General features: G+C 44.5%; 30 protein-coding genes. 12 read left to right on the forward strand and 18 right to left on the reverse strand.

Features of this window, described 5'->3' with window-relative positions:
• Positions 1-2 precede the first annotated feature (2 nt).
• From ACYVGO_RS37670 to ACYVGO_RS37715, 10 genes are all read left to right on the forward strand, one after another.
• Positions 3-836, forward strand: coding sequence for a hypothetical protein (locus ACYVGO_RS37670; RefSeq protein WP_460973955.1), 834 nt, complete (start codon positions 3-5; stop codon positions 834-836).
• Complete coding sequence (locus tag ACYVGO_RS37675) at positions 836-1171, forward strand: hypothetical protein (RefSeq protein ID WP_460973956.1); 336 nt, start codon at positions 836-838, stop codon at positions 1169-1171. Before ACYVGO_RS37670 ends, ACYVGO_RS37675 begins: the two co-directional genes overlap by 1 nt.
• A gap of 98 nt (positions 1172-1269) precedes the next feature.
• Positions 1270-2067, forward strand: coding sequence for a hypothetical protein (locus tag ACYVGO_RS37680; RefSeq protein ID WP_460973957.1), 798 nt, complete (start codon positions 1270-1272; stop codon positions 2065-2067).
• Positions 2068-2132: 65 nt separating this feature from the next.
• Positions 2133-3287, forward strand: a complete 1155-nt coding sequence (locus ACYVGO_RS37685; protein ID WP_460973958.1) for a hypothetical protein — start codon at positions 2133-2135, stop codon at positions 3285-3287.
• 88 nt (positions 3288-3375) lie between these two features.
• Complete coding sequence (locus ACYVGO_RS37690; protein ID WP_460973959.1) at positions 3376-3888, forward strand: hypothetical protein; 513 nt, start codon at positions 3376-3378, stop codon at positions 3886-3888.
• A 76-nt stretch (positions 3889-3964) separates the two neighbouring features.
• Positions 3965-6265, forward strand: coding sequence for a hypothetical protein (locus tag ACYVGO_RS37695; protein ID WP_460973960.1), 2301 nt, complete (start codon positions 3965-3967; stop codon positions 6263-6265).
• Between the two features lie 37 nt (positions 6266-6302).
• Positions 6303-6665, forward strand: coding sequence for a hypothetical protein (locus tag ACYVGO_RS37700; RefSeq protein WP_460973961.1), 363 nt, complete (start codon positions 6303-6305; stop codon positions 6663-6665).
• A gap of 4 nt (positions 6666-6669) precedes the next feature.
• Entirely contained in the window at positions 6670-7122 is a 453-nt protein-coding gene (locus tag ACYVGO_RS37705) for a hypothetical protein (RefSeq protein WP_460973962.1), read from the forward strand.
• Positions 7119-7595, forward strand: a complete 477-nt coding sequence (locus ACYVGO_RS37710) for a hypothetical protein (RefSeq protein ID WP_460973963.1) — start codon at positions 7119-7121, stop codon at positions 7593-7595. Before ACYVGO_RS37705 ends, ACYVGO_RS37710 begins: the two co-directional genes overlap by 4 nt.
• A 54-nt stretch (positions 7596-7649) precedes the next feature.
• Positions 7650-8285 carry a glycoside hydrolase family 19 protein gene (locus ACYVGO_RS37715; protein WP_460973964.1) on the forward strand — a complete coding sequence of 212 codons (636 nt, stop codon included), beginning with the start codon at positions 7650-7652 and terminating at the stop codon, positions 8283-8285.
• Positions 8286-8355: 70 nt separating this feature from the next.
• On the opposite strand, the gene ACYVGO_RS37720 is transcribed toward ACYVGO_RS37715, so the two are convergent.
• The 16 genes from ACYVGO_RS37720 to ACYVGO_RS37795 all read right to left on the reverse strand — a co-directional run bounded on the left by ACYVGO_RS37720 (position 8356) and on the right by ACYVGO_RS37795 (position 17770).
• A complete protein-coding gene (locus tag ACYVGO_RS37720) occupies positions 8356-8643 on the reverse strand; it encodes a hypothetical protein (RefSeq protein ID WP_460973965.1) in 288 nt (95 codons plus the stop codon).
• A 9-nt stretch (positions 8644-8652) separates the two neighbouring features.
• On the reverse strand, positions 8653-9060 hold the full coding sequence (locus ACYVGO_RS37725) for a hypothetical protein (protein WP_460973966.1): 408 nt from the start codon (positions 9058-9060) through the stop codon (positions 8653-8655).
• 116 nt (positions 9061-9176) lie between these two features.
• The gene (locus tag ACYVGO_RS37730; RefSeq protein ID WP_460973967.1) at positions 9177-9527 is read right to left on the reverse strand and encodes a hypothetical protein; all 351 of its coding nucleotides are present in this window, start codon (positions 9525-9527) and stop codon (positions 9177-9179) included.
• Between the two features lie 21 nt (positions 9528-9548).
• On the reverse strand, positions 9549-10010 hold the full coding sequence (locus ACYVGO_RS37735) for a hypothetical protein (RefSeq protein ID WP_460973968.1): 462 nt from the start codon (positions 10008-10010) through the stop codon (positions 9549-9551).
• Positions 10010-10408 (reverse strand): DUF4326 domain-containing protein, encoded by a 399-nt coding sequence (locus ACYVGO_RS37740; protein ID WP_460973969.1) that lies wholly within the window; start codon positions 10406-10408, stop codon positions 10010-10012. Before ACYVGO_RS37740 ends, ACYVGO_RS37735 begins: the two co-directional genes overlap by 1 nt.
• A gap of 2 nt (positions 10409-10410) precedes the next feature.
• The gene (locus tag ACYVGO_RS37745; protein WP_460973970.1) at positions 10411-11238 is read right to left on the reverse strand and encodes a DNA adenine methylase; all 828 of its coding nucleotides are present in this window, start codon (positions 11236-11238) and stop codon (positions 10411-10413) included.
• A gap of 86 nt (positions 11239-11324) precedes the next feature.
• Positions 11325-12014, reverse strand: a complete 690-nt coding sequence (locus tag ACYVGO_RS37750) for a hypothetical protein (RefSeq protein WP_460973971.1) — start codon at positions 12012-12014, stop codon at positions 11325-11327.
• Positions 12015-12048: 34 nt separating this feature from the next.
• Positions 12049-12366, reverse strand: coding sequence for a hypothetical protein (locus ACYVGO_RS37755; RefSeq protein ID WP_460973972.1), 318 nt, complete (start codon positions 12364-12366; stop codon positions 12049-12051).
• Between the two features lie 12 nt (positions 12367-12378).
• Positions 12379-12963, reverse strand: coding sequence for a hypothetical protein (locus ACYVGO_RS37760; RefSeq protein WP_460973973.1), 585 nt, complete (start codon positions 12961-12963; stop codon positions 12379-12381).
• A 53-nt stretch (positions 12964-13016) separates the two neighbouring features.
• Positions 13017-14402, reverse strand: coding sequence for a DUF4494 family protein (locus ACYVGO_RS37765; RefSeq protein ID WP_460973974.1), 1386 nt, complete (start codon positions 14400-14402; stop codon positions 13017-13019).
• A 36-nt stretch (positions 14403-14438) separates the two neighbouring features.
• Positions 14439-14984: a hypothetical protein gene (locus ACYVGO_RS37770; protein WP_460973975.1), complete on the reverse strand. Its 546-nt coding sequence runs from the start codon at positions 14982-14984 to the stop codon at positions 14439-14441.
• Positions 14947-15654: a hypothetical protein gene (locus ACYVGO_RS37775; protein WP_460973976.1), complete on the reverse strand. Its 708-nt coding sequence runs from the start codon at positions 15652-15654 to the stop codon at positions 14947-14949. The genes ACYVGO_RS37770 and ACYVGO_RS37775 overlap by 38 nt, the downstream gene beginning before the upstream one ends.
• Before the next feature lie 31 nt (positions 15655-15685).
• Entirely contained in the window at positions 15686-16672 is a 987-nt protein-coding gene (locus ACYVGO_RS37780; RefSeq protein ID WP_460973977.1) for a hypothetical protein, read from the reverse strand.
• A 13-nt stretch (positions 16673-16685) separates the two neighbouring features.
• Positions 16686-16814, reverse strand: a complete 129-nt coding sequence (locus tag ACYVGO_RS37785; RefSeq protein ID WP_460973978.1) for a hypothetical protein — start codon at positions 16812-16814, stop codon at positions 16686-16688.
• 171 nt (positions 16815-16985) lie between these two features.
• Positions 16986-17315, reverse strand: coding sequence for a hypothetical protein (locus ACYVGO_RS37790; protein ID WP_460973979.1), 330 nt, complete (start codon positions 17313-17315; stop codon positions 16986-16988).
• Between the two features lie 146 nt (positions 17316-17461).
• Entirely contained in the window at positions 17462-17770 is a 309-nt protein-coding gene (locus tag ACYVGO_RS37795) for a hypothetical protein (protein ID WP_460973980.1), read from the reverse strand.
• 113 nt (positions 17771-17883) lie between these two features.
• On the opposite strand from ACYVGO_RS37795, the gene ACYVGO_RS37800 reads away from it, so the two are divergent.
• Entirely contained in the window at positions 17884-18483 is a 600-nt protein-coding gene (locus ACYVGO_RS37800; RefSeq protein ID WP_460973981.1) for a hypothetical protein, read from the forward strand.
• 307 nt (positions 18484-18790) lie between these two features.
• On the opposite strand, the gene ACYVGO_RS37805 is transcribed toward ACYVGO_RS37800, so the two are convergent.
• Together ACYVGO_RS37805 and ACYVGO_RS37810 are read right to left on the reverse strand one after the other, a co-directional pair.
• Entirely contained in the window at positions 18791-20209 is a 1419-nt protein-coding gene (locus tag ACYVGO_RS37805) for a relaxase/mobilization nuclease domain-containing protein (protein WP_460973982.1), read from the reverse strand.
• Positions 20209-20577 carry a plasmid mobilization protein gene (locus tag ACYVGO_RS37810; protein WP_460973983.1) on the reverse strand — a complete coding sequence of 123 codons (369 nt, stop codon included), beginning with the start codon at positions 20575-20577 and terminating at the stop codon, positions 20209-20211. Before ACYVGO_RS37810 ends, ACYVGO_RS37805 begins: the two co-directional genes overlap by 1 nt.
• Before the next feature lie 289 nt (positions 20578-20866).
• Between ACYVGO_RS37810 and ACYVGO_RS37815 the strand changes: the two genes are divergently transcribed.
• On the forward strand, positions 20867-21847 hold the full coding sequence (locus ACYVGO_RS37815; RefSeq protein ID WP_460973984.1) for a TIR domain-containing protein: 981 nt from the start codon (positions 20867-20869) through the stop codon (positions 21845-21847).
• Positions 21848-21870 lie beyond the last annotated feature (23 nt).

Genomic DNA, 21870 nt, shown 5'->3' on the forward strand with positions numbered 1-21870 from the left:
CAATGGATGAAATTGAGGACATAGAGCAACTTGATAACGACATTCAGCAGTGGGATGCTGGACTGTTGTTATTGCTGCTAGCCCTAAATGCAAATCTGTTGACTGAACTAAGCAATTTGATTGATGGGCTGTTTCTTCGGGGTCGATCAACGACAAAAGAGGAATGGGCTGCTAACATGAGGGCGGTAACCATCTGGCAGGCTGATATGCCTAACCTGCTTTTTCGCATTGGTTTTGGTACGCTGCTCAATCAGCTGATTGCCCGTATGAATGAAAGTGCAGTGCGAATTAATGTCTATTTCACGCGCACTGTTCCTGATTTCGATTCAGAGCCCTATGCTGAGGCAATCAGGCAGCTAACCGAGCAAACCAAAACGCTGCTCACATCGACAATGGAAGCAACGTATAGCCGGGTTGTTGGCGATGTTTTAACCTCAGCTGTACTCACAAAGTCGACAGCAGCTGAACTAAGAAACACACTTACGGCAGTGCTAAATGACAATGGGCTGTCAACAAAGGGAGTGTCAACGATTGCCAGCAGCGCCCTGTATCAATTTTCAAGGGGCTATTCACAGACGATTGCGGAAGGGTTAAACCTAAAGCATTACTACTACATGGGTACCCAGATTACAACTACCCGTAGTTTTTGCGCTGAGCGATTTGGCAAAACCTTTACCCAGGCTGAGGTAGAAAGTTGGGTAGATCAGTCATGGGCTGGCAAAATCCCAGGTACCAATAAACAGACAATCTATTGGTATTGCGGGGGCTTTAACTGTCGGCATCGGCTGCTACCCGTATCAAAAAGAACGTATTCAATTTTAACTAACAATAACTAATGGCAAAAGCAATTAAAGACCTAAAACCATCTGACAAAGTAATGGTAGAGTTCGGCCCTCGTCAATCGTATGATGAAGACTCAGGCGAACTAATTGTAATTGAAAAAAAGAAGCGGTCCGACGTTCCTTACTCCTACTATTTGGCTGTCACCAAGCACGAAGACGAGTACAACGCAAAAACGGGATTCTGCAAGCCTCTTGGACGCTATGTTAAGCTTTTGGGTACGGCTGAGTATACCCAGGAGAAAACAGATTCGGGTGACACCTTCGAGGCTCCAGTAGTCGTGCCTTTCCTTAAGGCTAAACCTGAAAAGGAGTCCGAGCCTGTAGATTAATTAATTATTGATTCATTTTTTTTCCTGGCCTTCGGGCAAACAAACAGTAAACCGGCCTTCGGGCAAATACTATGTTATTAAGAACACTATTTACAAAAATGGCTACCCGTGCTGGTGTTACCATCACAGATGCAAAGTTTACCAGTATGTTGGAATTGATTCCTGCTGATGCAGATGCTGATGATACGCTGATTGCAAACCCGCTTTCGGCCAATCTTATCACTGAAGCCGAAGCAAAAGCCAATCCAAAAATTAAAGGTGTTTTCACGGCTGAAGCCCTAAACGGCATCGACGCGCTATTAGATCCTGCACTAGCTGATTTCCTTGAGCCTGCTGAAATCGAAGCCCTGAAAGGGGACAAGATGACAACCAAAAAGATTACCAAACTTTTTGAAAAGGCAAAGGCATTGAAGTTGGCAGGCGGCAGTTCGACCGATACAGCTGCTGCTCTAAAAACCCTGAATGATGAAATTGCCAAGCTGAAAACAGACAAGGATACTGAAATAGCTACGATTACCAGCAATCACGAGCGTGAGCGCTACTTTGATCGATTAGCTATGAAGGTAACAGCCCGAACAGATGTTACTGACTTTGCGAAAGCAAAAGAAGGAAAACGGGTAATTGCTGATTTTCATGACACGCTCAATGCCGTTGGTGGAGTGCTGGACTTGAAGACTAACAAGGTAATGCGTAAAGACGATAATACGCTGCCCCTTTTTATCGATAACAAGGAGGTTGATGCCGATGCGATTTTAGCTAAAACGTTAGCTGATAATGAGTATATCAAAAAGTCAGATCCTGCCCCAGTAGCGCCAATCCAAACCAAAGGGCCAACCGGTGAAGAGGTACAGATCAGCGAAGCACAGCGCCGAAATATCGAACGGGCAAAAGGGTAAGGGTTGAAAGTACGAATGCTGATGCGTAGTAGGCACAATGAACAGTAAACAACAAAAACTGAAACATGGCATCTAATACCAATTTGGCCGTTGCCCGAATTGCAATGGCAGCGATTAGCCTTACTTCGGGAAACCGAAAGAAGTTTTCGCCTTATGGCTCTTTGCAGGCTTCGCGCTCTCCACAGAATGCAGCCCTGATTGCTGAAATGAATCCAAAGAATGCCAAAAACGGCAATCGCCTTTCAATCATTTCCGGCCAAACGACTCCACAGGCACGCGTTACACTGAACTACCGGCCACAGGAAACGGCAACGGTTAAAACCAGCCGTACGGTAGCTGATGGCGACCGGCCAACCGACGCAACGGCATTGAACGTTGATTACACGTTGCACCGTGAAGAGGATTACTTGTACCTGACTACCGATTTAATGCGGCTAGAAAAGGAAACGGAAGCCTATTTGAAGCAGGTGAATGCGGGTAACCTGAGCGTGAATATTTCCGGCTTTCAGTTGCTATCTGACATGGGTGACAACATCATGAAGAAAGCGGATTATGTGCTGCAAAACATCAATACCGTTATTGCTACAGCACTCGTTGCAGGGGCTGGCGGTAATCTGATGCTTGGACCTTCGGCAAATACAGGCGTACCCACGATTCAGGGCTTTAATACCGATGGCTCGGTTAATCCGTATGTCTGGGACTGGCTGACGGATTTGATGCAGATTCACCAGTTTGAAGGCAAGGCTATCTGTGTGGGTGGCGCGAAATGGCAGCGGTATTTTAACCGGAAGAAAATTGCTTCGGCGGCTTCTTTGGGTTTCGATTATGCCAAGCTATTTGAGCTTTTAGACGTTGAGTTCTACTATGATCCATCCATTGACACGCTGAGCGGTCAGGATCATTTGATTGTAATGGATGCCGGTTCGTTCTGCATGGAAACGATCATGGAACATGAGTTGATTGAAAACGGGGGTGTCCTGGCTGCTACCAAAGTAGCCAATACGACGTATGGTACTGCTTCGCTCAGCGTAGCCAACACAGCAGCGCCAACCTTTACCCTTGATCATGACATTCGTGTTCGTGAGCAGGATACAGCCTACCCAAAATACACGATTACGCCAAGTATTCACTTTGGCACGTTCGCTAAGCCTGCTGGTTTTACAAAAAACTACGATGGCTGGGAAACAGTAACGGGCATCTTCCGGGTGAAGATTCTCTAGTTGGATAATAGCGAGTATTGATTAGATAATCATTACTCGCTATAGTCTATTCTTCAATTAAGACTTTTCACCTTAAACCGATTTTACCGTGTACGTTATAACAAGAATTGGATCATCTTTAAAGGTGGTCGAAACAGGGGCAGATACTATAGTATTTACGGCCCCTACAATTACACAACGGGTAAACCCCATTTACCCACAGAACGCGGCTGGCGTTGAGATTAAGCAGGGCACCAACTCAGTTTACCTGACGACGAGCAATGTTACCAGCATCAACGGCCTAACGACGACAGCCATTGATACACTACAGGAAATCTTTGATGCTCTACTTGACCCAAAGGTTGCCAACATTGCCGTAACAACGGCAGCAACCGGCTCCAACTGGGCAGCGTTTGCCTCAACAGTTTGTAGTAAGCTAACAATCTTCAATGGCACTGGTACGGCTATTTCAGTACGTCAGGGAGCAGCTGGAACGGCAGTTGCCTTGCCAACGGGTATGTTCTTCACGTTTGAAGGAATTACCAATGCCTCGCAGATTGATGTTCAGCGGGTCGATGTGAGCAACACACAGGTAACGGTAGGGGCTCGGTATCAGGCATAGTAGAAATCAGATTTACATTCAACAAAAACAGGTTGTCGGGCTCGGTCGGGCAACCTGTTTTTTTATACTAACGAACATGAATCTATTTAAAAAAATATCCTTTTTCTGGCTGCTCTTTGCGGTTCAGGCGCTGGCAATTCCTCGGGACAGTTTACCCGCTGGCACTAAAATTAGTATCAGCATTCAACTACCAGGAGACCCAACGGCCAACTCGATTAAGTATACCATACCGGCCCCTGCTGTAGTTGTTCCCCCTGTAGTTGTTCCTCCTGTAGTAGCTCCTGTTCGTCCTGAAGGGATTTTGTACGATAGTCAGGTAGTGGGAACAAGGGAGAATCACTTGCTTATTGTTCGATCTGTTGGGGGTAAACTATACCTTACTGAAGACATAGGTAACGGCTTCCTGTTTCGGGGCACAAACCTATTATCTCGTAAAGATGTAACGACTACCTACCTGGGGCTGATTGATCAGCTGTCAGGTGGTGCTACGTCCTTTGATGGGCTTTCTGAACCGGCTGGCGTTTCGGCTCCTGCTGGCTATTCACAACGCAGGTTTGCTGATGGCGCCATTTACTACAGTTCTGACCCTTCACCTCCCCTAGTTACCCCTGTTGACAACTCAAATAAAACAAGCAGTGTCAACAACCGGCAGGCTAGCCAGCAGCTGAGCACGTACACACTGGAGCCCATTGGCAAATTCCGGCCTGAACAGTTTGGCAAAAAGGCCTACAGCAATACGTTCAAATATTCGGTTGACTTTGTTGCCGATCGATCGGTAGCAGACCGTAAAGCCGTTGGGGAAAATCTAATACAGATAAGCTCACTGACCGACGATCAAAAAAGCCAGCTGGAACGGGGTGACGCTGTTCTGTATTACACGGAGTCAGCTTATAATGGACCCCTAGAAGGCAACGGGGTTTATGAGGCATCGTTACAGGAATATTACAACAACATCTACTTTCGAATCATTGGAGCGGGTCAGGATGGCCCAGACAAAGGGGTAGGGCTGGTAGTATTCAACAATGAAACGTCTAACTTCTGGAATAAGTCATGCTATACAGGTAAAGGGCATTGGGCTAGCTGGGAGTCAAGTAAAAATAAACGTATTGTTTGTGAGCTCGACGGCAGAACGCGAACACTCGAAGAGTTGGACGCTTCGGGATTAATGGAAGCTGAGCAGAATGTACGTCGGGGCAATAGGCTTGCCTTAGCATTTGCCGTTGTTCGGGAACGTGCCAAAGATCAGAAGGTAATGATTAGCTATGGCTCGTCCATGCAGCAAGGGCAGGTTGACCTAGATAAGATAGGGAAGACACAGCCCTTTATTGAGTCCTTCGCTGATGTATCAAACATTGGCGGCTCAGCTGATGGTACGATTACACTAAATCGCCCAGGCGGCGGCAAGGCTACCTATAAGCTAACGGGCAGTCAGTACCAGAATGAGGATATCATGATGGGCTATTATTATCAATTTCATTATGATATTTCCGAAGCTGACGCTAATGCAATCTGGAATAATCCTGACAAGTATACGTATCAGGATCTTTGGAAAGCGATTAAACCGATTCCAATAGTAGCCGATGAAAAGGCCTACATTCAGGCTAACCGGGAAATCATGCTACGCAAGTATGGTAAGCTGCACCCTATTTTCAGACTCAGGGAACCCCCCTATGAAGGGAATTACGGGGCTGTAGTCAATGGTCAGCAAAACCCAACATTTGCCCGTACCCCTTTTCGAGTTCAGCTGAGCCAGACGGTACGTAATTCGGGTGACGTTCCCAAAGTCTGGGAGGCTCCCTATATTTCCTACGCTCAGTACATGGTAACCCGCTTTTTTGCTGGCAATGAGAATGGTTGGGGCTTTCACGTTTTCCCGGCTGGAGCATCTAGGGGGCTTGATGGTAATGACTGGTACGCTCAGCTGCTACACCCTTACACAGCCATGTATCAGGCTAGGGCTGACATGCAACCACTTGAAGACTGGTACGAAGGGTCGACGCTTGTAGAAGATCCAGACGTAAAAACCAACAGTACTGGTGACTGGAAACGGCTAACCGGACCCCAGGCCTACGGCTATCATGATGGCGTTCGTGACCCTGCACAGCTGGCAGCAATGTTACGATATAAGGCCAATCCAGACGGAAGCACTACAGTTTATATTATCGCTGGCATGGGTCAGGGGTATACTGAATCGTCTACGCATATGGTACAACTACCGGGCGGAGGCTTACGAGGTAATACCTTTCAGATTCAGTTGTACGGCCCAGGGGCACACCTATTCAAGTTTGATGTTTCGCCAGACGATCAAAACCAAACCTATTACGGCGCGGCTCCAAAGCCGATACCTGCTTACTCAGGCATAGTGAATCAGAATTAATAGCAATACACCCACTCAACCGACGAGGATTATAAATATGGATGCAGTTATAGAGTTTTTAGGTAGGGATACATTTGTTATCCTCGTCTTATTTATCGCTGTCAATATTCGGGCTGGGAAGCCTGAAAAAGTACCGGTATTTCATGGGTTTGCGCTGGCGTTCCCCCCTTTTTTTATTGTCCTGTGCATCCTCTATATATTCGAATGGGTGCTAGGCTGGTTTTCGCTGGTTATCCCTGCCTTGCCGTTAGCTTCTGTTGGGGGGCTATTTGGCTTTCTGGGTAACAGCTGGATTGCAGGCCTAACCAAAAATGGTAAGACAATTGAGGAAGAGGGGGCATTAGGTGCTTTTGCTTCACTGGTAAAATCAATTCTAACATTTAAAAAAACAACACCGTAATCTCATGTGGATCATACTTGCTCAGATTATTTGTGTGGCGGCTGCTATTGGGGCGCTGGCCATTTACTACGTACTGGATGATAAAACCCCTGGCACTGTCAGGTATGGGCTCTTAGGGTTAGCGGCTTCGTTTATTGGTGTAACAGGGGCTAGTGTCAATAATCCAGCTGTGTACGAGCATGCCGCTGCTATTGCCTTTTCAGTGGTCGCAATTATGGTTTTGGTCATCGTTGCTTATTTGGTTATAGCCAATCAGATTGATGTAGTTGTTATAAAGGTCTCAGGGGGTGCATTTGCGGTTGTTGTTATGCTGTGGCTAATCGGCAGCTGCTCAGATACCAAACGGCAGGAGCTACAGCTAAAAGATGCAGCAACGCCGGTAGGGTCATCAACTATAACTATTGGCGATTCGACAGCCCAGGCAGCAACGGACTTTTTAAAGCGGTCTGAGAAATGAGAAAGAACCTGTTTCATACGCTCTTAATCCTGATGACCGTAGCGGCATTGTATCTGCTGGCTATTACGGGCAAGGCTCAGCCCATACCCGTAATTTTCAATCCAGACCCTGGCTACTGGTACAACCGGGCTCAGGCTGAACATACGGAAAATGACAGTTTGAAGGCAGAGATTAAGGAGCTAAAAAAATCAGGCCGTACGGCTATTCTTGGCTATCAGGCAAGTCTGGTAGAAGCGAATAAAGTCATAGCCCAAAAGGATACTGCCAATGCTGTGCTGACGATGGATAGAAATACGGAGTCGGCAAGGGCTGAGAGTTTACAAAAGGATTTAACCGATTGTCAGGGAAAGCAGCCCAAAACGAAGGCAGGTAAATTTATCAGGAATGTCGGCCAAACGGCTAAAAACGTACTTGCAGGCACTGGCGCAATTACAATTGTAGTTCTGGCAGCTAGGGCTATTGTATTTTTTTAGCCCTACTGTTAACAATTGTTAATAGAATTGTAACAATAGTTTAACATTATAACTATGAAAAATGAGCTAACAGCCTCTATTTTAGTTACTTGCGGGGCGTCTCCTGCTCATGCTTCTAAGTACGTAGCGCCCATAAATAGCCGGCTGGAAACCTATAAAGTAAATACGTTTCTCAGGCTGGCACATTTCCTTTCCCAGATCCTGCATGAAAGCATCGGGCTATCAGCAACGGTTGAAAATCTAAACTATTCAGCAAAGGCATTGTGTGACACTTGGCCTAAGCGGTTTCCTACATTGGAATTTGCCAAGCTGTATGCGAGACAGCCTGAGAAAATAGCCAACTATGTGTATGCCAATCGGGGCGGCAATGGACCTCCTGAATCGGGTGACGGTTGGAAATACAGAGGCAGAGGGCCAATGCAGAATACTTTTAAAGATAAGTATATACGGCTCTTTGAGCTAACGGGTATCGACTACGTAACGCACCCTGAGTATATGGAACGGCCTGATGATGGTATGATGTCAGCGTTTGTTTTCTGGAAAGATAACGAGTTGAATGCCCTGGCTGATACTGATAATCCAGATGCTCTTACCCGAAAAATTAACGGCGGCTATAATGGACTGGCAGAGCGAAAGATATTATTAGCCAAGTGTAAAAAGGCACTGGCACCCTTATTCAGTGAAGATTAGTTTAGGTTAAGAATGCAAAAAAACCGGCTCATAGATGAGGCCGGTTTTTTTATTGAGCAAGAATTTAATGCTATCTAAATGGCTGAGTCATAGTTACTGTAAAAATTCCCTTTTCATCAAAGGATTCATTCATTTCAGGCTCTAGTTGCTCAAAAATCAAGATAGTCGAATCAAGATATAATCGCTTTGGGTATTCGCTCCCCTCAACCGAGACAGAGGTTAGGCGGTGAGCATATTCGCTTATATTCTGCTTTGTAATATCCGGTATATGCTGGCGAAGTCGGTCTAATAGCAGATCATCAATTTTACGCACTTGTTCTTGCGCAGCAACATCAATCAGAGATGAAATTAAGTCCATAGCTATAATTTATTCAAAAACGGTTAGATCGTCAAATACTCCTGACATTTGCCCCTCGACAATATCAGAATTTGTAAATAACGCGTTTACTGTCCAATAGCGAAAGGAAACAGGCGGCTTTTCTCTATCCATGTCATCAAGCTTGATAACAACAGCGCTATCATAGATTGGCATTGCGGGGCTAGTTTCGCTGGCTGGCACATAGCCTGTTACTTTAACTTTAGGCAGCTGCAAATTAGCCTCAGTTGCTTTGTTGCCTGCTTCATCATAAAGCTCTAACCGCAATACAGTACGGCTCAAGTCACGACGGTTTGACCATTGTAGCCAGTAGCGTAAGATTATCTTTCTTCGGAGACCTTCACCGGCATACTGTTTGCTCGTCTTAATGTGGGTAATATCTAAGCTTGGGGCTGGCATAAGATTTTAATTAAAAAGTTTATATTTGCTTCAGCTTCGGCGCAATGATCTTGAAAATCTCCTCGCTAGTCGGCCTATAGTTGCCCCCTTACTGGTACCAGTAAGGGGGTTTTGTTTTAATATTCTAAATCGTCGTCGTCATTATGTCCTGCTGATTCAATTCGACGCTGTGACGTTTCGTCAACAGGCTTTAGAATCTGTCGAATATCCCAGGCAGTAATAGGCTTAAACTTAATCTGTTCAGCCCTGGCTTTGGCAACCTCTTCGGTTACTGGATTTAGCGCGTAGATAGCAGACGGATTCAGCAGCCTATCAAATGATGGGCTTTCTGTCGTTTGTGGCACTTCAACACGAAAGAAAGTTGCAGGGCCAAATGTTTGCTCTGTGACATGCCCAGCCATTTGCTGATGACCAAAAAGCTCCAGAATTGCCCAGGTCTCAAATTTTTGTACTGTTTGTGTGTTCATCACTACTCTGATTTAAAGGGATTAATCGATTGAAAAATTAGCAAATACTTCTACCTGGGGCTGAGCGCCAATTACCCGAAGAGTAACCGATTTATTATTACCTATAATCTGCTGAAGCATTCCCGGCTGCAATGCCCAGGCTGACGTAATTTCTATTGTCTTAGCTCCAGCAAGTTTTATATATTTTCGATATACCGGCAGGTCTCGACAGTCAGGGTGCTTGTAAACAAAGTTTTGGCCTTCGAACTCCACAGGGTCACCGCCAATAATTTCAATTGGGGGCTGATACCCATAGACCTTCAAAAAGACAACGCCGGTATCTTTGATTGTCTCTATTTCCATATCTGATAGTTGCCAAAGGGAAATAGTCTGATGAACCGGCTCTTTGCCTAGTTTGGTTTCTGAAATCCAAACGGGGTAAGGCTCCCCAACGATAGGCGTATGAATATCGTTTTGCTCGATGAAATTAGTAGGTATGGCCATTATTCAGGATTGGCTAGTTTAAGTAATATGTCTGCATGGCATCGTTGATCAAGACTACAGAAGCAAGCTAAATTCTTGCCTGTTAAATCTTCCAGATGTTCACGCATATAGATAAAGCGTTCCCGAATCTCGGGCATTACATGATGAGAATAGGGGTCAGCAATCATGTCATGAAACTTAGTTACAACCTCGTTTCTGGCTTGCTTTTCAATTGGCCTTACTGGTACAAATCCAGCCTCTTTAGCTTTTTGAGTTATGGCTACTGTTTCCTCTTCGACAGTAAACGGGTTTGACCATTTACCGGGGCGCGTAACGCACACCGTACCAGCTGGCAGCTTGAAACCCTTTGTTCGTTTTCGCTGCACTCGGATGGGTTTTACTATTTCTATTGTGGCCATGGTTAAAATAGTGAGAGTAGTTTAGATTGTGCAGCTTGATTAATCCAGATAGATTCTATTGCTGAGGCTCTATCTGTGCCCGTATTGACCGCTCCGGTTTGGGTTTTGCGATCGACGCGTTTCCAATCGGCATACCATGTATCATATTCATCACATCGGTAGCCAGATAGTATTACCATGGATCTACATTGGTTCAGCGATTCGGCCAAACTCTGATGCTGATGATAGGTATAATCAAGAGCATAGCGAGTTGCAGACCTTGTAGAATGTAGATAGGGAGGGTCTACGTAGGCAAGTGCGTCGATGGCATCAAAGCGGTTGATGCATTCAATAGCATCAAGCTTTTCAATATAAATCTGCCTGAGTCGATCAGCAACAGCCCGTAAATTGTCGGCATCATTCCAAGTCTTACAGAGCCGATGTACACCAGAACCTTTATTCATTCGGCCCTGTATTCGCCAACTATTACTGTTGCTAATTGTGCCGGTAAACGTGCGACCCTGACAGGAGCGAACATAGAACCGTCTGGCATCTTCGACGCGCGATCCTGAATAAGTACCACACCTATCAAATTCCTCACGGCTATATGGTGTAAGCAACAGCATGTCTATTAACTCTTGCGGTCGCGAACGTAATACCTCAAAAAAATCTACAACTTCATTATTCAGGTCGTTGTAAATTTCAATTGCTGAGGGGTATTTCTGCAATAGCACTGAAGCTCCACCACCAAAAGGCTCATAGTAAATTTTATGAGCAGGGAAAAAGGGCAGTATCCAATCTGCTAATTTCCATTTACCGCCAAAGTAGCGTAGGGCTGGATTTGTTACCATGATTCAGAAGTTTATTGCTGCCTAAATGAATTAGGCAGCAGTTTTATTTTTACGGCCGTCAGATATCCACAGCCCAGGCCAAAACATTATTTGGCGGGGTCTCCCTGTTTAACTTCACCCCGACGAGCAACAACCTTTTCGTAACTGATACGGGCAAGATCCTCGATTGTCAGGCCTTGATTAGCAGCAACAGCTTTGAGGTAATAGAATTGGTCAGCTAACTCCTTGTTGAATAATTCTCCATCTGACACCACAATGCACAGGTAGGGATTTTTTTCATTGCGAATAATCTTCTTTAAACTATCAACCTTTTCGGCCAAATGGGAATACTGTACAAGTTTCTCGTTTAGGAATCTAGCCTGATAGCCCGTTTGGTCATTCTTGTCAAATGGGGTCAATTCGCTAGTATTAAACTTTGCTTCGGCAGCTACTTCACCTGCTTCACCGAGCAACCCTAAAAAGGCTACAGGGTGAATATGTCCAGCTACATAGCCTATTTTACTTTGCAACTCAGTTAACTTTTCCAGAAACGTAGTGTCATCCGTATTGTCTGGCATTTCTCGGCATAGCAGATCAAGGAACCGCTTAGCCCCATCATTACAAATCTTGTGCATTTCTGGCTGTGTTGGCCTTGCATCGAAATAGCCCCCATGTTCCTTATTATAGGTATCAAATATGGCCATTGCAATATTTGACTGATAGGCAAAGTATAATTCAGTATCTGAAAGTAAAGCAGCTACAAGGGTTCGTACTGCCAGTTGTGTTTTATTAGTCATTAGAATTACTATTAAAGAGTTAGTTGAACTGCTATCAATCAAAGTCCTTTACCAGATTGTCTATTTTACTTTTGATTTCACGCATATTGTCTATGATGCTTAGCTGCCCTTTCAATTCCTCTAATGCCTGCTTAGCAACTGTTCTAAATGATGGAATAAAGGTGTGGTAGTTTGTATCTGATAAGTTATTGCCCTCACAACAACAGAAATCTATTGTACACTCATTAGCAAAGTGATTATGCCAAGCAATACCATGCTTAGCCATTTCCTGCTGAAACTTTAGAGTTTTCTCGTAAATCTCAGGGTTGGCAAAGCGTCGTTTGCCTTCTACTGTTTCACGGTAATCATACATACTGCTTTAGGGTTAAAGGTTTCTTAGTTCTGGCTTAATCCACTGGACACCAAGCCAGTCAAAAAATTCTTGTTCACTCTCCCATACGGGCGGCTTCTCAGCATTGGGGTTTATGCAAATCCAATCCATCTTACCCCCTGTTGCCCGATTCTGACAGTCAGCAATTAGCCTCAGTCCCTTATCCGATCCACACCAGCCCTTTGCTTTCCAGCCTCCTGCAATCACTTTAGCTGAGTAGTCAGCTGACCCTGTGCGTATAGCGTAGGTACGGTAGTAGTCGAAGCTGTCAGGCATAAATAGATCTAATGCAATGCCCTGATGCAGGGTTATTTGGGTATACTTGCCTGTTGGCTGACCCCGTACAGGAACCCCGAGCGATTTAACGAGCTCGACAAAGGCGGGTATTGGCTCAGGCTTTCCTATTACATTGCCAAATAGATCAGTAGGGGCAATACAGCGGGGAATACAGACAAGCTCAATGTCTTTAACCTGTGGCTTTTTGCGTCGAATGCTACCAGCAATGTTCAGTTTTTCACAGTGAGGCATTAGCTGATATCCTATTTCAATAGCAATGTCAGCAGCTGATTTGTAAAGCATGAGTGAGAGAGAATGAAGCAGCCCCAACGATAGCCGGGGCTGCATGCTGTTAATTATTCAGCCTTACCGATTGCGTCTTTAAAGCTAGGCTTAGAACTAGCCTTCGATTTCGATTTAGGCTTTTCTACAGCAGCTGGCTTGATATCCTTTTTAGCTACGGGCATTTGACCCTTTGCCATTTCCTTTACCGAAGTAAACACCGTATCGGCATGCTGCTTTGATTCGGTAACTGAGTCATCAGCCCACAGTGGACGAGTAACAACCTCGTCTCTTACAGAATGCCGATCCACAAAATTTTGAATCATTTCCTGCATAGAGTCCGCGGTATCCGTATCAGGCCGACGCTCAATTGCTTCTTTCAATTCAGCCTCAGCATCAGCTAGCAAAACCTGAGTTTTGTACCAGTCAAAGCTGTTTTGTGCCTGCAAAAGAGATCCAGCAAAAGCAGGGTATTGGGCAAGGAATCCACGAATGATTCTTGCCGGTTCTGATTCACAGACAATCTGCCAGTTTTCATCATTCTCACGGTCACCCCGAGAAACGGCAACATTTTCAGCATGAAACACCCAATCAACCTCATTGTATTCTAAGCGCTCCAGTCCCTCAGCTGGTACTTCATTAGCCTCAGCCAATTTAGCGGCTTCATCTTCAGCCTTTTTAGTCAGATATACAGAAACGTAATCCTGATAGACTGCTTTAACTTCGTCAAAAGTGCCTTTCAGTTCAGGATTGGCAGCAAGGAAGCCAGCCACCAAATCAGGGTACGTCGACTCGACTAGTACTTGCCAGTCAGCATCAACGGCCAATTCGTTTTCTGAATCCTCAAAATGGAATATACCATTAACCTCATTGTACATGAGTCGATGGTAGACAGTAGGTTCATCAGAGGCAGGAACTACAAACGCTACTTTCTTAGCTGAACCGTCTTTATTGAAAATGGTAGTCGGGCTATCATCTTTCTTTTTCTTTTCATGTCCAGCCTCAGCCAGATCAGCCATACGAGACATAAAGTCATCTTTCCACTGCTGGTTATGGGGATGCCAGACGCCTAAAACCTTACTTTCTGTTACACCTACAATGGTAGTACTAGAACCCCACGTTTTCATGTAATCGGTAGCTCTTGCGAAGGCTTCGGGCACATCGGCAGCAATAACGTAATGTGTATACGTAGTTTTGGTTTCTACCCCACTATCATTTACACTAACTTCGTCAATAGTGACTTTGTGAAAAGCGCCTTTGTTGTGAGGTTCATAGACAGCACCAAACTTGATTTTGTCAATGTCGTACTCATACTGAGAAACCCTTTTTTCGAGCAGCGTAGCTAATTGGGCTTCTACTTCGCCATACGTTACGCCTTCATGAATGAACTGCTCAGAAATGGCTTTCCATTTGCCCTTAGCACCCTGAACACGGTAATTAATCTTTGATAAAAACCACATAATGAAACTGATTTAAAAGTGAAGAAAAGTGAAGAATTATAATCTATAGCAAAGTTTTGCGGCATCCCTGCTGTCTCCATTTGTCCGGGCATCCCATCCTGTGTAGCGCTTTAAATCCTCAGCTGACCATTTTGGATTCCTGGGCAATGGCCGAACCTCCCTAACATTATCTTGCCCATGAGTAGCCACCAGCAGACCGACGATCAATTGACCTACGGCGAAATTCCGGCCTACCTGAGTGCCTAATTTGAAGTAGTAAGCTAGTTTGCTTTCTACGTCCCATTTCTCAAATCCGTCAGGCAGTGCATTCTGATGGTGAAAACCCTTGTTCAACCAACCGGCATCAACTCGAAAAATGGCATCCCCTGGCTTGATCAGCGCAAGGTTTTCCAGCAGCTTGTAAAAAGGTACGGCATCACAGTAGGTTAGCTTTTTACTGATTCTCGAATAGACAGCCAGCCCTGATTTATCTATGTCAGGATCAATGCCGACAACGTAGTTAATTCTGAGTGACTGAATCGGCAGCTGTGAAGGGTCCAGATGCTTACGGTAATTTGGGGTAGGTCTGGTATCGTTCTTCATAGTCTTTAAATTCTTCATTGGCTTTCTGTATACGTCGGTTCTTTTCGGCTACTACTATTTCCAGCACTTCAGGTATGTTTTGGGCTTTTGCCCGTTTCTCAACATCCTCAAGTATTTCAAATTCTATGTCCTCAGCATTCTTAGCCAGATAATCAGAGTAATGTCTATCTGAGCTAAGGGGGGTTATTTCAGGCGTTTTTAGTGCCTTGCCTTTTAGGGTCAGCATTTCAATGGCTCGTTTCTGTTTGTCATCCAGAATACTCAGAACCGGCAAGCCCTTTTTAACCTGCTCAGAGACATACTTTTTGTTTTCAGCCTCACCCCATTCAGCCTTTTCCAGCAGGTACTTTCTGAAAAAATCGCTGACAACCGTACCATCAACTCGATTAAAAATTGGCCCGTACCTACCCGCCTTCACTCGTTTCATGCATAGAATCAAATCTTTTACGGTCTCATTGGGGAAAGATTCAATCCAGATCATTGCATATTCAAACAACTGCCTGGGAGTCATTTGCAGGCTGGTATTAAGCCCATCATTAAACAGCTTTAGTACAGCTGCTACGACCTTCGTTGTTGTCTCTTCGCCCTGATATGCAATAACCTGAGTGACGGTAGGCGAAGTAGCAGCAACCTCGATAGTCAGCGAACGTTGCAGCTGTAGCAGAAACATGAACGGTTTCTCTTCCAGCTTTTCAGTAATGTCAAGAGCGGAACATTTCTGAAGCGAGACGATCAAGTTCTGCTCTGTCGTCGGTTTGATCCTGGCGACTCCGGTTTCTGTTGCTCTGGCTACTTGCTGATTTCCCATTGCGGATCTGCGTAATGATTTCGTTAAAATTCCCGTTGAGTTTTGGTAGGTCTGTAAACTGGTAGAAGGTTGTTAGTTTGTTACTCTCGTCAATCAGGACCGTGAAGGCATTAGCTATGTCTTCATCTGAACACTCACCAGACTTTTGCTTGATGGCAGCACGTAGTTTGTCAGCTATTGACTTGGCAGCAGCGCCGTTTTTTGCATCCCAGTAGTAACCATCAACTTTTGATTCTACTATGGTTCGAAGCATCGTTACAACTGTGGGGGGATTTGGCGCAACTTTGGGGGCTTTTTCTTTTTTTTCTGTCTTTACAATAACAGCTGCTATAGCCTCAGAAACTGGCGCGAAAGCGACAGCACCCTTTTTTGTTTCTTTATCATTAATACCTTTATCAGGTATTCCTTTATACATCGGATTTTCGTCCGTAGGTGCTACGGATTCTCGTCCGATGGCTACCGGATTTTCGTCCGATGGTTCGGATTTATTTCCGCTGGTAGATAAAGGAACCATCGGATTATTTTCCGTAGGTACGGTTCTTTCTCCGATGGTAGAAAATAGGCTATCGGCAAGTACTCCAAAAGCATACCAACTAGCATTCATTCGCCTATTCTCTGGGTGTGCCTCCATAAATGATTTGTCGCAAAGCGCCTTCATCCGACGATAGGCTGAGTCTGGCTTTAGCTTCAGTATAGGCAGCTGTTCACAAATGATCTTGTGTGAAATCCAGTAGTAGCGTTTATCCCCCTCAACGAAGAATCGACAGGCACGACTAGAGGCAAAGAATCTACAAAAGTCAATTATAGCCCCATCAACTATGTCAATGTCATAGCCGTAGTCTATTATTGACTTTTGGTTTACGTGAATGTCGTACTTCATAGATAGCGTTACCTTACTTAAAAAGGGCTGTAATAACCGGCCAGTAGGGGCTGACCACATAAACCAGCATACAGAGCGCAAATGCACCCATTAGGGCAAGCGTCATCAGTACGCCAACTTCATCATTCTGAGGCTTAGTCATGTTAGTAAGGGAATAGGATTACGGAAGCGACCCAATACAGGAAAAAGATAAAGGCAATTAGAGCCAACCGGCCAATAACCTCAGCACAGCGACTTAACCAACTAGCGGAAATTCGTTTCATATAGGTAAAGGTTAAAGCCCGACGCTGGCGGCATCGGGCTTGGTTGGGAGTTAGGAAATGTCTGTAACGTTTTTGATTGCCTTGATCAGCAGTTCAGCCAGTTGGGGCATTGTCATTTCTGGATGCGTTGCAACCTTGACAATCTCTTTGTAGTTGTCGGCAGCTTCAATACGGTATTCGATTTGCAGCGTTGCCCCTTTGTGGTTAATGTCATTAAACTCAAAGCAGCAATCGGAAACCTCCCGGCCTATAAGATAATCTAACTCGTCAGTCTCGTTTGTTTCCAGAATGTGGGAAACTGTCAGCGGCTTAGGGCTTAGGTCCAGTACTGGCGTTTCAATGGCAAGTAAGGCGGCTTGTAATGTGGTGTTAAAAGTCATAGCTTTGTACCTGATTAATGAGTGACTTTATGTCCCGGCCTTGTTGGTAGCAAGCCGGGATTTTTCTTTTTTGCCTGAGTGACACCACAAACATAATAAATATTAATGAAATCTATAACTATTGTTAAAACAAAAGTTAAATTTTTTTAGGTACACTCAGCTACTGCCTTGCCAGTTTGGGTTAATAGCCTATCTAAAAGCTTATCATTTACCTTACGTGCTATTTCCCGGTTGTGTAAAACCTCTTCTACAGCGTCCCATACGTCCTCATTATAAGTACGAAAGATGTTAGTACCCTTATTGGGTGTTATTACAACGGTTATATAGTTGTCGCGCTTGAAAATCCCCTTTTTAGCTAGAATTTCCTGAACTTCACGAATGTAGCTCGACTCCTTTATTTTGCCGCTTAATAGCAAATACTTCTCGTTGCTGTACTTTTTGGTAGGAATTTTCATATTACTGTTATATTTGCTTAATATTTGTTCAACAAGTGCTAACAGCACCAATAGCACAAATATAACAATAGTTGTAGAAAATTAAATAAATATTAAATAAATTAAGCTTGACGATGGAAAAAGCCCCCAAATTGAATGCAGAAAAGGAAGAGGAACGAAAACGATTCCTGGACTTTATTGGCGAAAAGCCAGACCTGACCGAACTAGCCGATAAAACCGGCATCCTTAGAAATACGCTCTACTATATTACTAAGGGGGAGCGTGACGTATCTATTGACGTTCATAGATGCATGGCAAAGGCCTACCCTGGCAAGTATGATTTGATCTATATGATTATGGGTATCAGGCCAAGTGTAGTACCTGCTGGGGAAACGGTAGATCCAGTTATCTTTAATCAGCTTCAATCGGAACTGGAACGGGTACGGATTGAGAATGAATTTCTAAAGCAGCAGCGCGATCAGGCCGCAACGGATAAAGCCAACTACTGGAAGCTGCTGGAGAATATGCATGAGCAGCAACGGGATTTCAGCAGCGTTAACAGTCAAGCCACCGACACACTATTCCCATTGCCAAAGCTGACGCCAACACGAATTGAAGACATAGATTTCGAGTCTGCCTATAATTTACGAGGTGAGAAAAAGCCAGTAAATACAAGTAGCTGGAAATTTGGACTTTCAAGTGAGGTTGATATTGCTGAGTCGATAGAAGTGTAGTTGGGCTGTTAACGTAGGTAGCAACACTGCTGCCAGTGGTAAATAAAACCGGAAAATTCGCTAGTTTCGCTACAGATTTCCGCTACAAGTTAGCAAAAACACTGTATAGGACTTGAAAACGCAATTTTCCACTCCCCAGCTTCGGGAGCCTGACAATCAAGCACTTACGAGATAAAACTTGTAAGTGCTTTTTTATTTGCACAAGATTTGCACAAGAAATTCAAATTGGTTCAGAACACGTAGCGCACGATGTAGACACTATTGGGATTCATCGACATCAGTGTAACCAAATTTTTCACCAATATTTTTAGCGAACCCGCTTTTTTGCCTTCTGCCGATTGCGCTCTCGGATTGCCCTCTGCTCCTGCATCAGTCGTTGAATCTCGTTTTCGTTGTCAGCAACTTCGCCTGTCACCAATTCTTCATTTTCAAAAAACTGCCATGCGGTTGTTTGTTGTCGCTGCACGGCTTCATCTTGGCTAACCAACTCATCCTCTGCTCGCATAAAGTCTTTTAGAATTTGCTGATGTCGTTTGCTATTCGGCTTTGCACTCAGTTGACTTGTGTCTTCTTCGTTAGCCGCAAATTGCTCTGCTATCCTTTGTTGTCTCTGTCGGCTCTCTAATTTCTGTGACTTCGTGGTAATGTCCTCACTTGTCTCTGTGTAATCTTCCGCTAATTGTGTTGTAGGTTCTTCGGCTATCGTTTCCTCGTCTTTGCCCGTCAATTCATCGGCGTTTAGAAAATACTCCCCTACCCGTCTCTTTTTCTTTTCAAAGCTATCAGATTGGTCAGTGGCTTCCGTCAACTCCTGCCCTGATTGGATAAAACTATCTGCCAATTCTTTCATTCGCCTGCGGCTCTGAACCTCTGCGTCCTCTAAAGTCATTGCCTGTTGGTTATCCCAGAAGTCGCTAGCCGTTCGTTTCGCTTTGTCTTGGTCACGCTGTTGATCGGCCTTATTTGCGTCACTGCTGCCCTCCTGCTTTTGCCGCATCAATTCGATGGCCTCTTTTTCAGGGATCAGTTTTTCATGGCGCAAACGCTGACGAACCTCTTTGATCCGTACTCCTTTTAGCTGCCTCACTAAATCAAACGACCGCCCATTTTCATCGACCACCATGAACGGATGACGCGGTACACCCTCGGCCAACAGATACCCATTGTCATGAACGGCTTTGACAAACTCTTTTCCGGTTTCAGTTTCCTTCCACAGATTGGTCAGTGCTTCTTTGAGTTCAGGCCGATGCTGGTTGCGATGGGGCGTAGGCTGCTGCTCAAACACCCGCTCCATTTCTTTACGAGCGCGATCTTGAGCTAAGCGACTAAACTTGTTGGCAATGACTTTGCCCGTTTTATGGTCGTAGCGTTCCCAGACCACATGCGCGTGTGTCCGCCCCTTTTTGGTGTGCAGGACAATCACGCGCCGTTGCTCCTGCAACCCTAACTCGTTACCCAAAATATCAGCCGCTTTCAACCAGTCCTTTTCGCTCATCTTCCGGTCTTCGCTATAGGCCGGATTGATTTGAGCGTGATACAGTCCTTTGGGGCTCTTCGTTAGTTCGCTAGTCAGCGACATGCCTTGCAGGGTCTGATGCAAATAAGCGTCGGTGGCATTTGAGCGTCCGGTAACGTCCACAATCTGGACACGTTCATTAGCTTCCCCAGAGAGAAGATAATGCGCTAATTGCTGGCCATTGCCCCGTATCGCTCCTCGGATAACCACTAGCTGAGGAGTTTGAGAACCTGAGCCGTGAGACTATCCAAACCCTGCATGGCCTGATTGATCTCATACGCGTTGATACCAACCAACTGCCCCGTTTCATCACGGCTGTTGAGGCTACGTGCAATCTGATTGACGTTGCTGCCGATCTTGCCAAGCTCGGCCATGACATTGAGCAGCAGTTCACGATCGGGTGTCGGCTTATGCCGCAACGGTTGCGTTGCTGCCATTGTACGCAAGCGCATGAAGTCGCTGGGCGTGTAGCCGTTCTCGGCTGCCATCTGCCAGATACGGAGTTTCTCAGATGCCGTAACGCGAACGCGAATGGTGAATTCGCGTTTGTCCGCATCGTCCTTTGAGGGTCGTGCCATACGCGGGAGCGTTTACAGGGAGGGTTAAGGGAGGGAGAATCCCCACCCTTACAAGAACGGTTTGAGGGCTACAATTACGGAGTTTTTGTAGCTACAAACCACGTCTTGCAACACTCATCAATTTCAGGTTCTACAACGTTCGCGATTTGAGTGCTAAGAAGCAAGGCCGCAGCTGATTTTTTTGCTGGTACGGTATTTACACGTTGCTGATGCGAGCAAAAATGCAGGAAATGATTAATTTGCTAGCAAATGCTACAACGCTTCTAAACCCAATCCACAATTTTATAAAATGAAGATTTTTATAGGCAGTTCAAAAGAGCAATATAATACTCTGGTCGAGATAGCTAATATTGTAGAAAGTAATGGACATATACCAGTTAGATGGGATGAGCCAGGTCTATTCAGGCCCGGCAGCTTTATTTTGAATCGACTTGTTGAAATTGCAAATGATGTTGATGCTTCCATCATAATTTTTGCTGAAGATGATAAAGTATGGTATCGTTATGATATAACTACACAGCCCAGAGATAATGTTATCTTTGAGCATGGTATATTTACAGGGGTCCTAGGTTCTGAAAATGCTATTATTTTAAAAGTAGGAAGCGCAAAAATTGCATCAGACTTAGGGGGAATAAATTATATTGATTTCTCTGAAGGCAAAAAACAACGGGGTCATCTTGAACTTATACAGTGGTTAAAAAATTTAAAAAGTAAAAAAAGTTTATCCGAAATAAATCATACGATAAATGATTATTTCTACACACTTGATGATGCGTATAAAACCCATTCCACATTTGTTGATTTGATAGAAAATGCTAAAAAAGTATATGTTCTTGCTCGCACTGCTGTTAATTTACTCGGAAACTATGATAGAGAAATAATTCAAAGTGTTCGATCAGGAACAGATGTTAGGCTATTATTCGTTGGCCCAACTTCGGATGCAGTAAAATATATTTATGGGGATGACTCTAGTATTTATTTTAGCAATGCTAAAAAAATGGAATATCACTTAAAAAGAATTAGGCAAGAAACTGGGAAACAAATAACAGTCAAAACAATTAATCATGCTCCAACTCTAAGTATTATTTATATTAAAAAAAACAATGGGGAATCTTTTGTTGTTATTCAATTTTATTTCTTGCATAGCCGAATATCAAGGGATAGACCGATGTTTCGTTTAAATGAAGGAGACATATGGTTTTCTGCATTTAAAGATGAATTTGACAAATTGTGGTCTAATGCTGATAATTGGTCGTTCAACGAAGATTGATCATTACACTTACAGAAAATAAC

It is taken from the genome of Spirosoma migulaei (genome assembly GCF_054776855.1).

What these genes read in the sequence shown, in the direction of transcription:
- ACYVGO_RS37780 (WP_460973977.1), bottom strand. Translation starts at nt 16,672, where the DNA reads ATGAAGTACGACATTCACGTAAACCAAAAGTCAATAATAGACTACGGC.
- ACYVGO_RS37740 (WP_460973969.1), bottom strand. Translation starts at nt 10,408, where the DNA reads ATGGCCACAATAGAAATAGTAAAACCCATCCGAGTGCAGCGAAAACGA.
- ACYVGO_RS37730 (WP_460973967.1), bottom strand. Translation starts at nt 9,527, where the DNA reads ATGAACACACAAACAGTACAAAAATTTGAGACCTGGGCAATTCTGGAG.
- ACYVGO_RS37785 (WP_460973978.1), bottom strand. Translation starts at nt 16,814, where the DNA reads ATGACTAAGCCTCAGAATGATGAAGTTGGCGTACTGATGACGCTTGCC.
- ACYVGO_RS37760 (WP_460973973.1), bottom strand. Translation starts at nt 12,963, where the DNA reads ATGCTTTACAAATCAGCTGCTGACATTGCTATTGAAATAGGATATCAG.
- ACYVGO_RS37815 (WP_460973984.1), top strand. Translation starts at nt 20,867, where the DNA reads ATGAAGATTTTTATAGGCAGTTCAAAAGAGCAATATAATACTCTGGTC.
- ACYVGO_RS37685 (WP_460973958.1), top strand. Translation starts at nt 2,133, where the DNA reads ATGGCATCTAATACCAATTTGGCCGTTGCCCGAATTGCAATGGCAGCG.
- ACYVGO_RS37810 (WP_460973983.1), bottom strand. Translation starts at nt 20,577, where the DNA reads ATGGCACGACCCTCAAAGGACGATGCGGACAAACGCGAATTCACCATT.
- ACYVGO_RS37765 (WP_460973974.1), bottom strand. Translation starts at nt 14,402, where the DNA reads ATGTGGTTTTTATCAAAGATTAATTACCGTGTTCAGGGTGCTAAGGGC.
- ACYVGO_RS37675 (WP_460973956.1), top strand. Translation starts at nt 836, where the DNA reads ATGGCAAAAGCAATTAAAGACCTAAAACCATCTGACAAAGTAATGGTA.
- ACYVGO_RS37745 (WP_460973970.1), bottom strand. Translation starts at nt 11,238, where the DNA reads ATGGTAACAAATCCAGCCCTACGCTACTTTGGCGGTAAATGGAAATTA.
- ACYVGO_RS37735 (WP_460973968.1), bottom strand. Translation starts at nt 10,010, where the DNA reads ATGGCCATACCTACTAATTTCATCGAGCAAAACGATATTCATACGCCT.
- ACYVGO_RS37795 (WP_460973980.1), bottom strand. Translation starts at nt 17,770, where the DNA reads ATGAAAATTCCTACCAAAAAGTACAGCAACGAGAAGTATTTGCTATTA.
- ACYVGO_RS37670 (WP_460973955.1), top strand. Translation starts at nt 3, where the DNA reads ATGGATGAAATTGAGGACATAGAGCAACTTGATAACGACATTCAGCAG.
- ACYVGO_RS37695 (WP_460973960.1), top strand. Translation starts at nt 3,965, where the DNA reads ATGAATCTATTTAAAAAAATATCCTTTTTCTGGCTGCTCTTTGCGGTT.
- ACYVGO_RS37770 (WP_460973975.1), bottom strand. Translation starts at nt 14,984, where the DNA reads ATGAAGAACGATACCAGACCTACCCCAAATTACCGTAAGCATCTGGAC.
- ACYVGO_RS37680 (WP_460973957.1), top strand. Translation starts at nt 1,270, where the DNA reads ATGGCTACCCGTGCTGGTGTTACCATCACAGATGCAAAGTTTACCAGT.
- ACYVGO_RS37790 (WP_460973979.1), bottom strand. Translation starts at nt 17,315, where the DNA reads ATGACTTTTAACACCACATTACAAGCCGCCTTACTTGCCATTGAAACG.
- ACYVGO_RS37775 (WP_460973976.1), bottom strand. Translation starts at nt 15,654, where the DNA reads ATGTTTCTGCTACAGCTGCAACGTTCGCTGACTATCGAGGTTGCTGCT.
- ACYVGO_RS37725 (WP_460973966.1), bottom strand. Translation starts at nt 9,060, where the DNA reads ATGCCAGCCCCAAGCTTAGATATTACCCACATTAAGACGAGCAAACAG.
- ACYVGO_RS37705 (WP_460973962.1), top strand. Translation starts at nt 6,670, where the DNA reads ATGTGGATCATACTTGCTCAGATTATTTGTGTGGCGGCTGCTATTGGG.
- ACYVGO_RS37755 (WP_460973972.1), bottom strand. Translation starts at nt 12,366, where the DNA reads ATGTATGATTACCGTGAAACAGTAGAAGGCAAACGACGCTTTGCCAAC.
- ACYVGO_RS37715 (WP_460973964.1), top strand. Translation starts at nt 7,650, where the DNA reads ATGAAAAATGAGCTAACAGCCTCTATTTTAGTTACTTGCGGGGCGTCT.
- ACYVGO_RS37720 (WP_460973965.1), bottom strand. Translation starts at nt 8,643, where the DNA reads ATGGACTTAATTTCATCTCTGATTGATGTTGCTGCGCAAGAACAAGTG.
- ACYVGO_RS37800 (WP_460973981.1), top strand. Translation starts at nt 17,884, where the DNA reads ATGGAAAAAGCCCCCAAATTGAATGCAGAAAAGGAAGAGGAACGAAAA.
- ACYVGO_RS37710 (WP_460973963.1), top strand. Translation starts at nt 7,119, where the DNA reads ATGAGAAAGAACCTGTTTCATACGCTCTTAATCCTGATGACCGTAGCG.
- ACYVGO_RS37750 (WP_460973971.1), bottom strand. Translation starts at nt 12,014, where the DNA reads ATGACTAATAAAACACAACTGGCAGTACGAACCCTTGTAGCTGCTTTA.
- ACYVGO_RS37700 (WP_460973961.1), top strand. Translation starts at nt 6,303, where the DNA reads ATGGATGCAGTTATAGAGTTTTTAGGTAGGGATACATTTGTTATCCTC.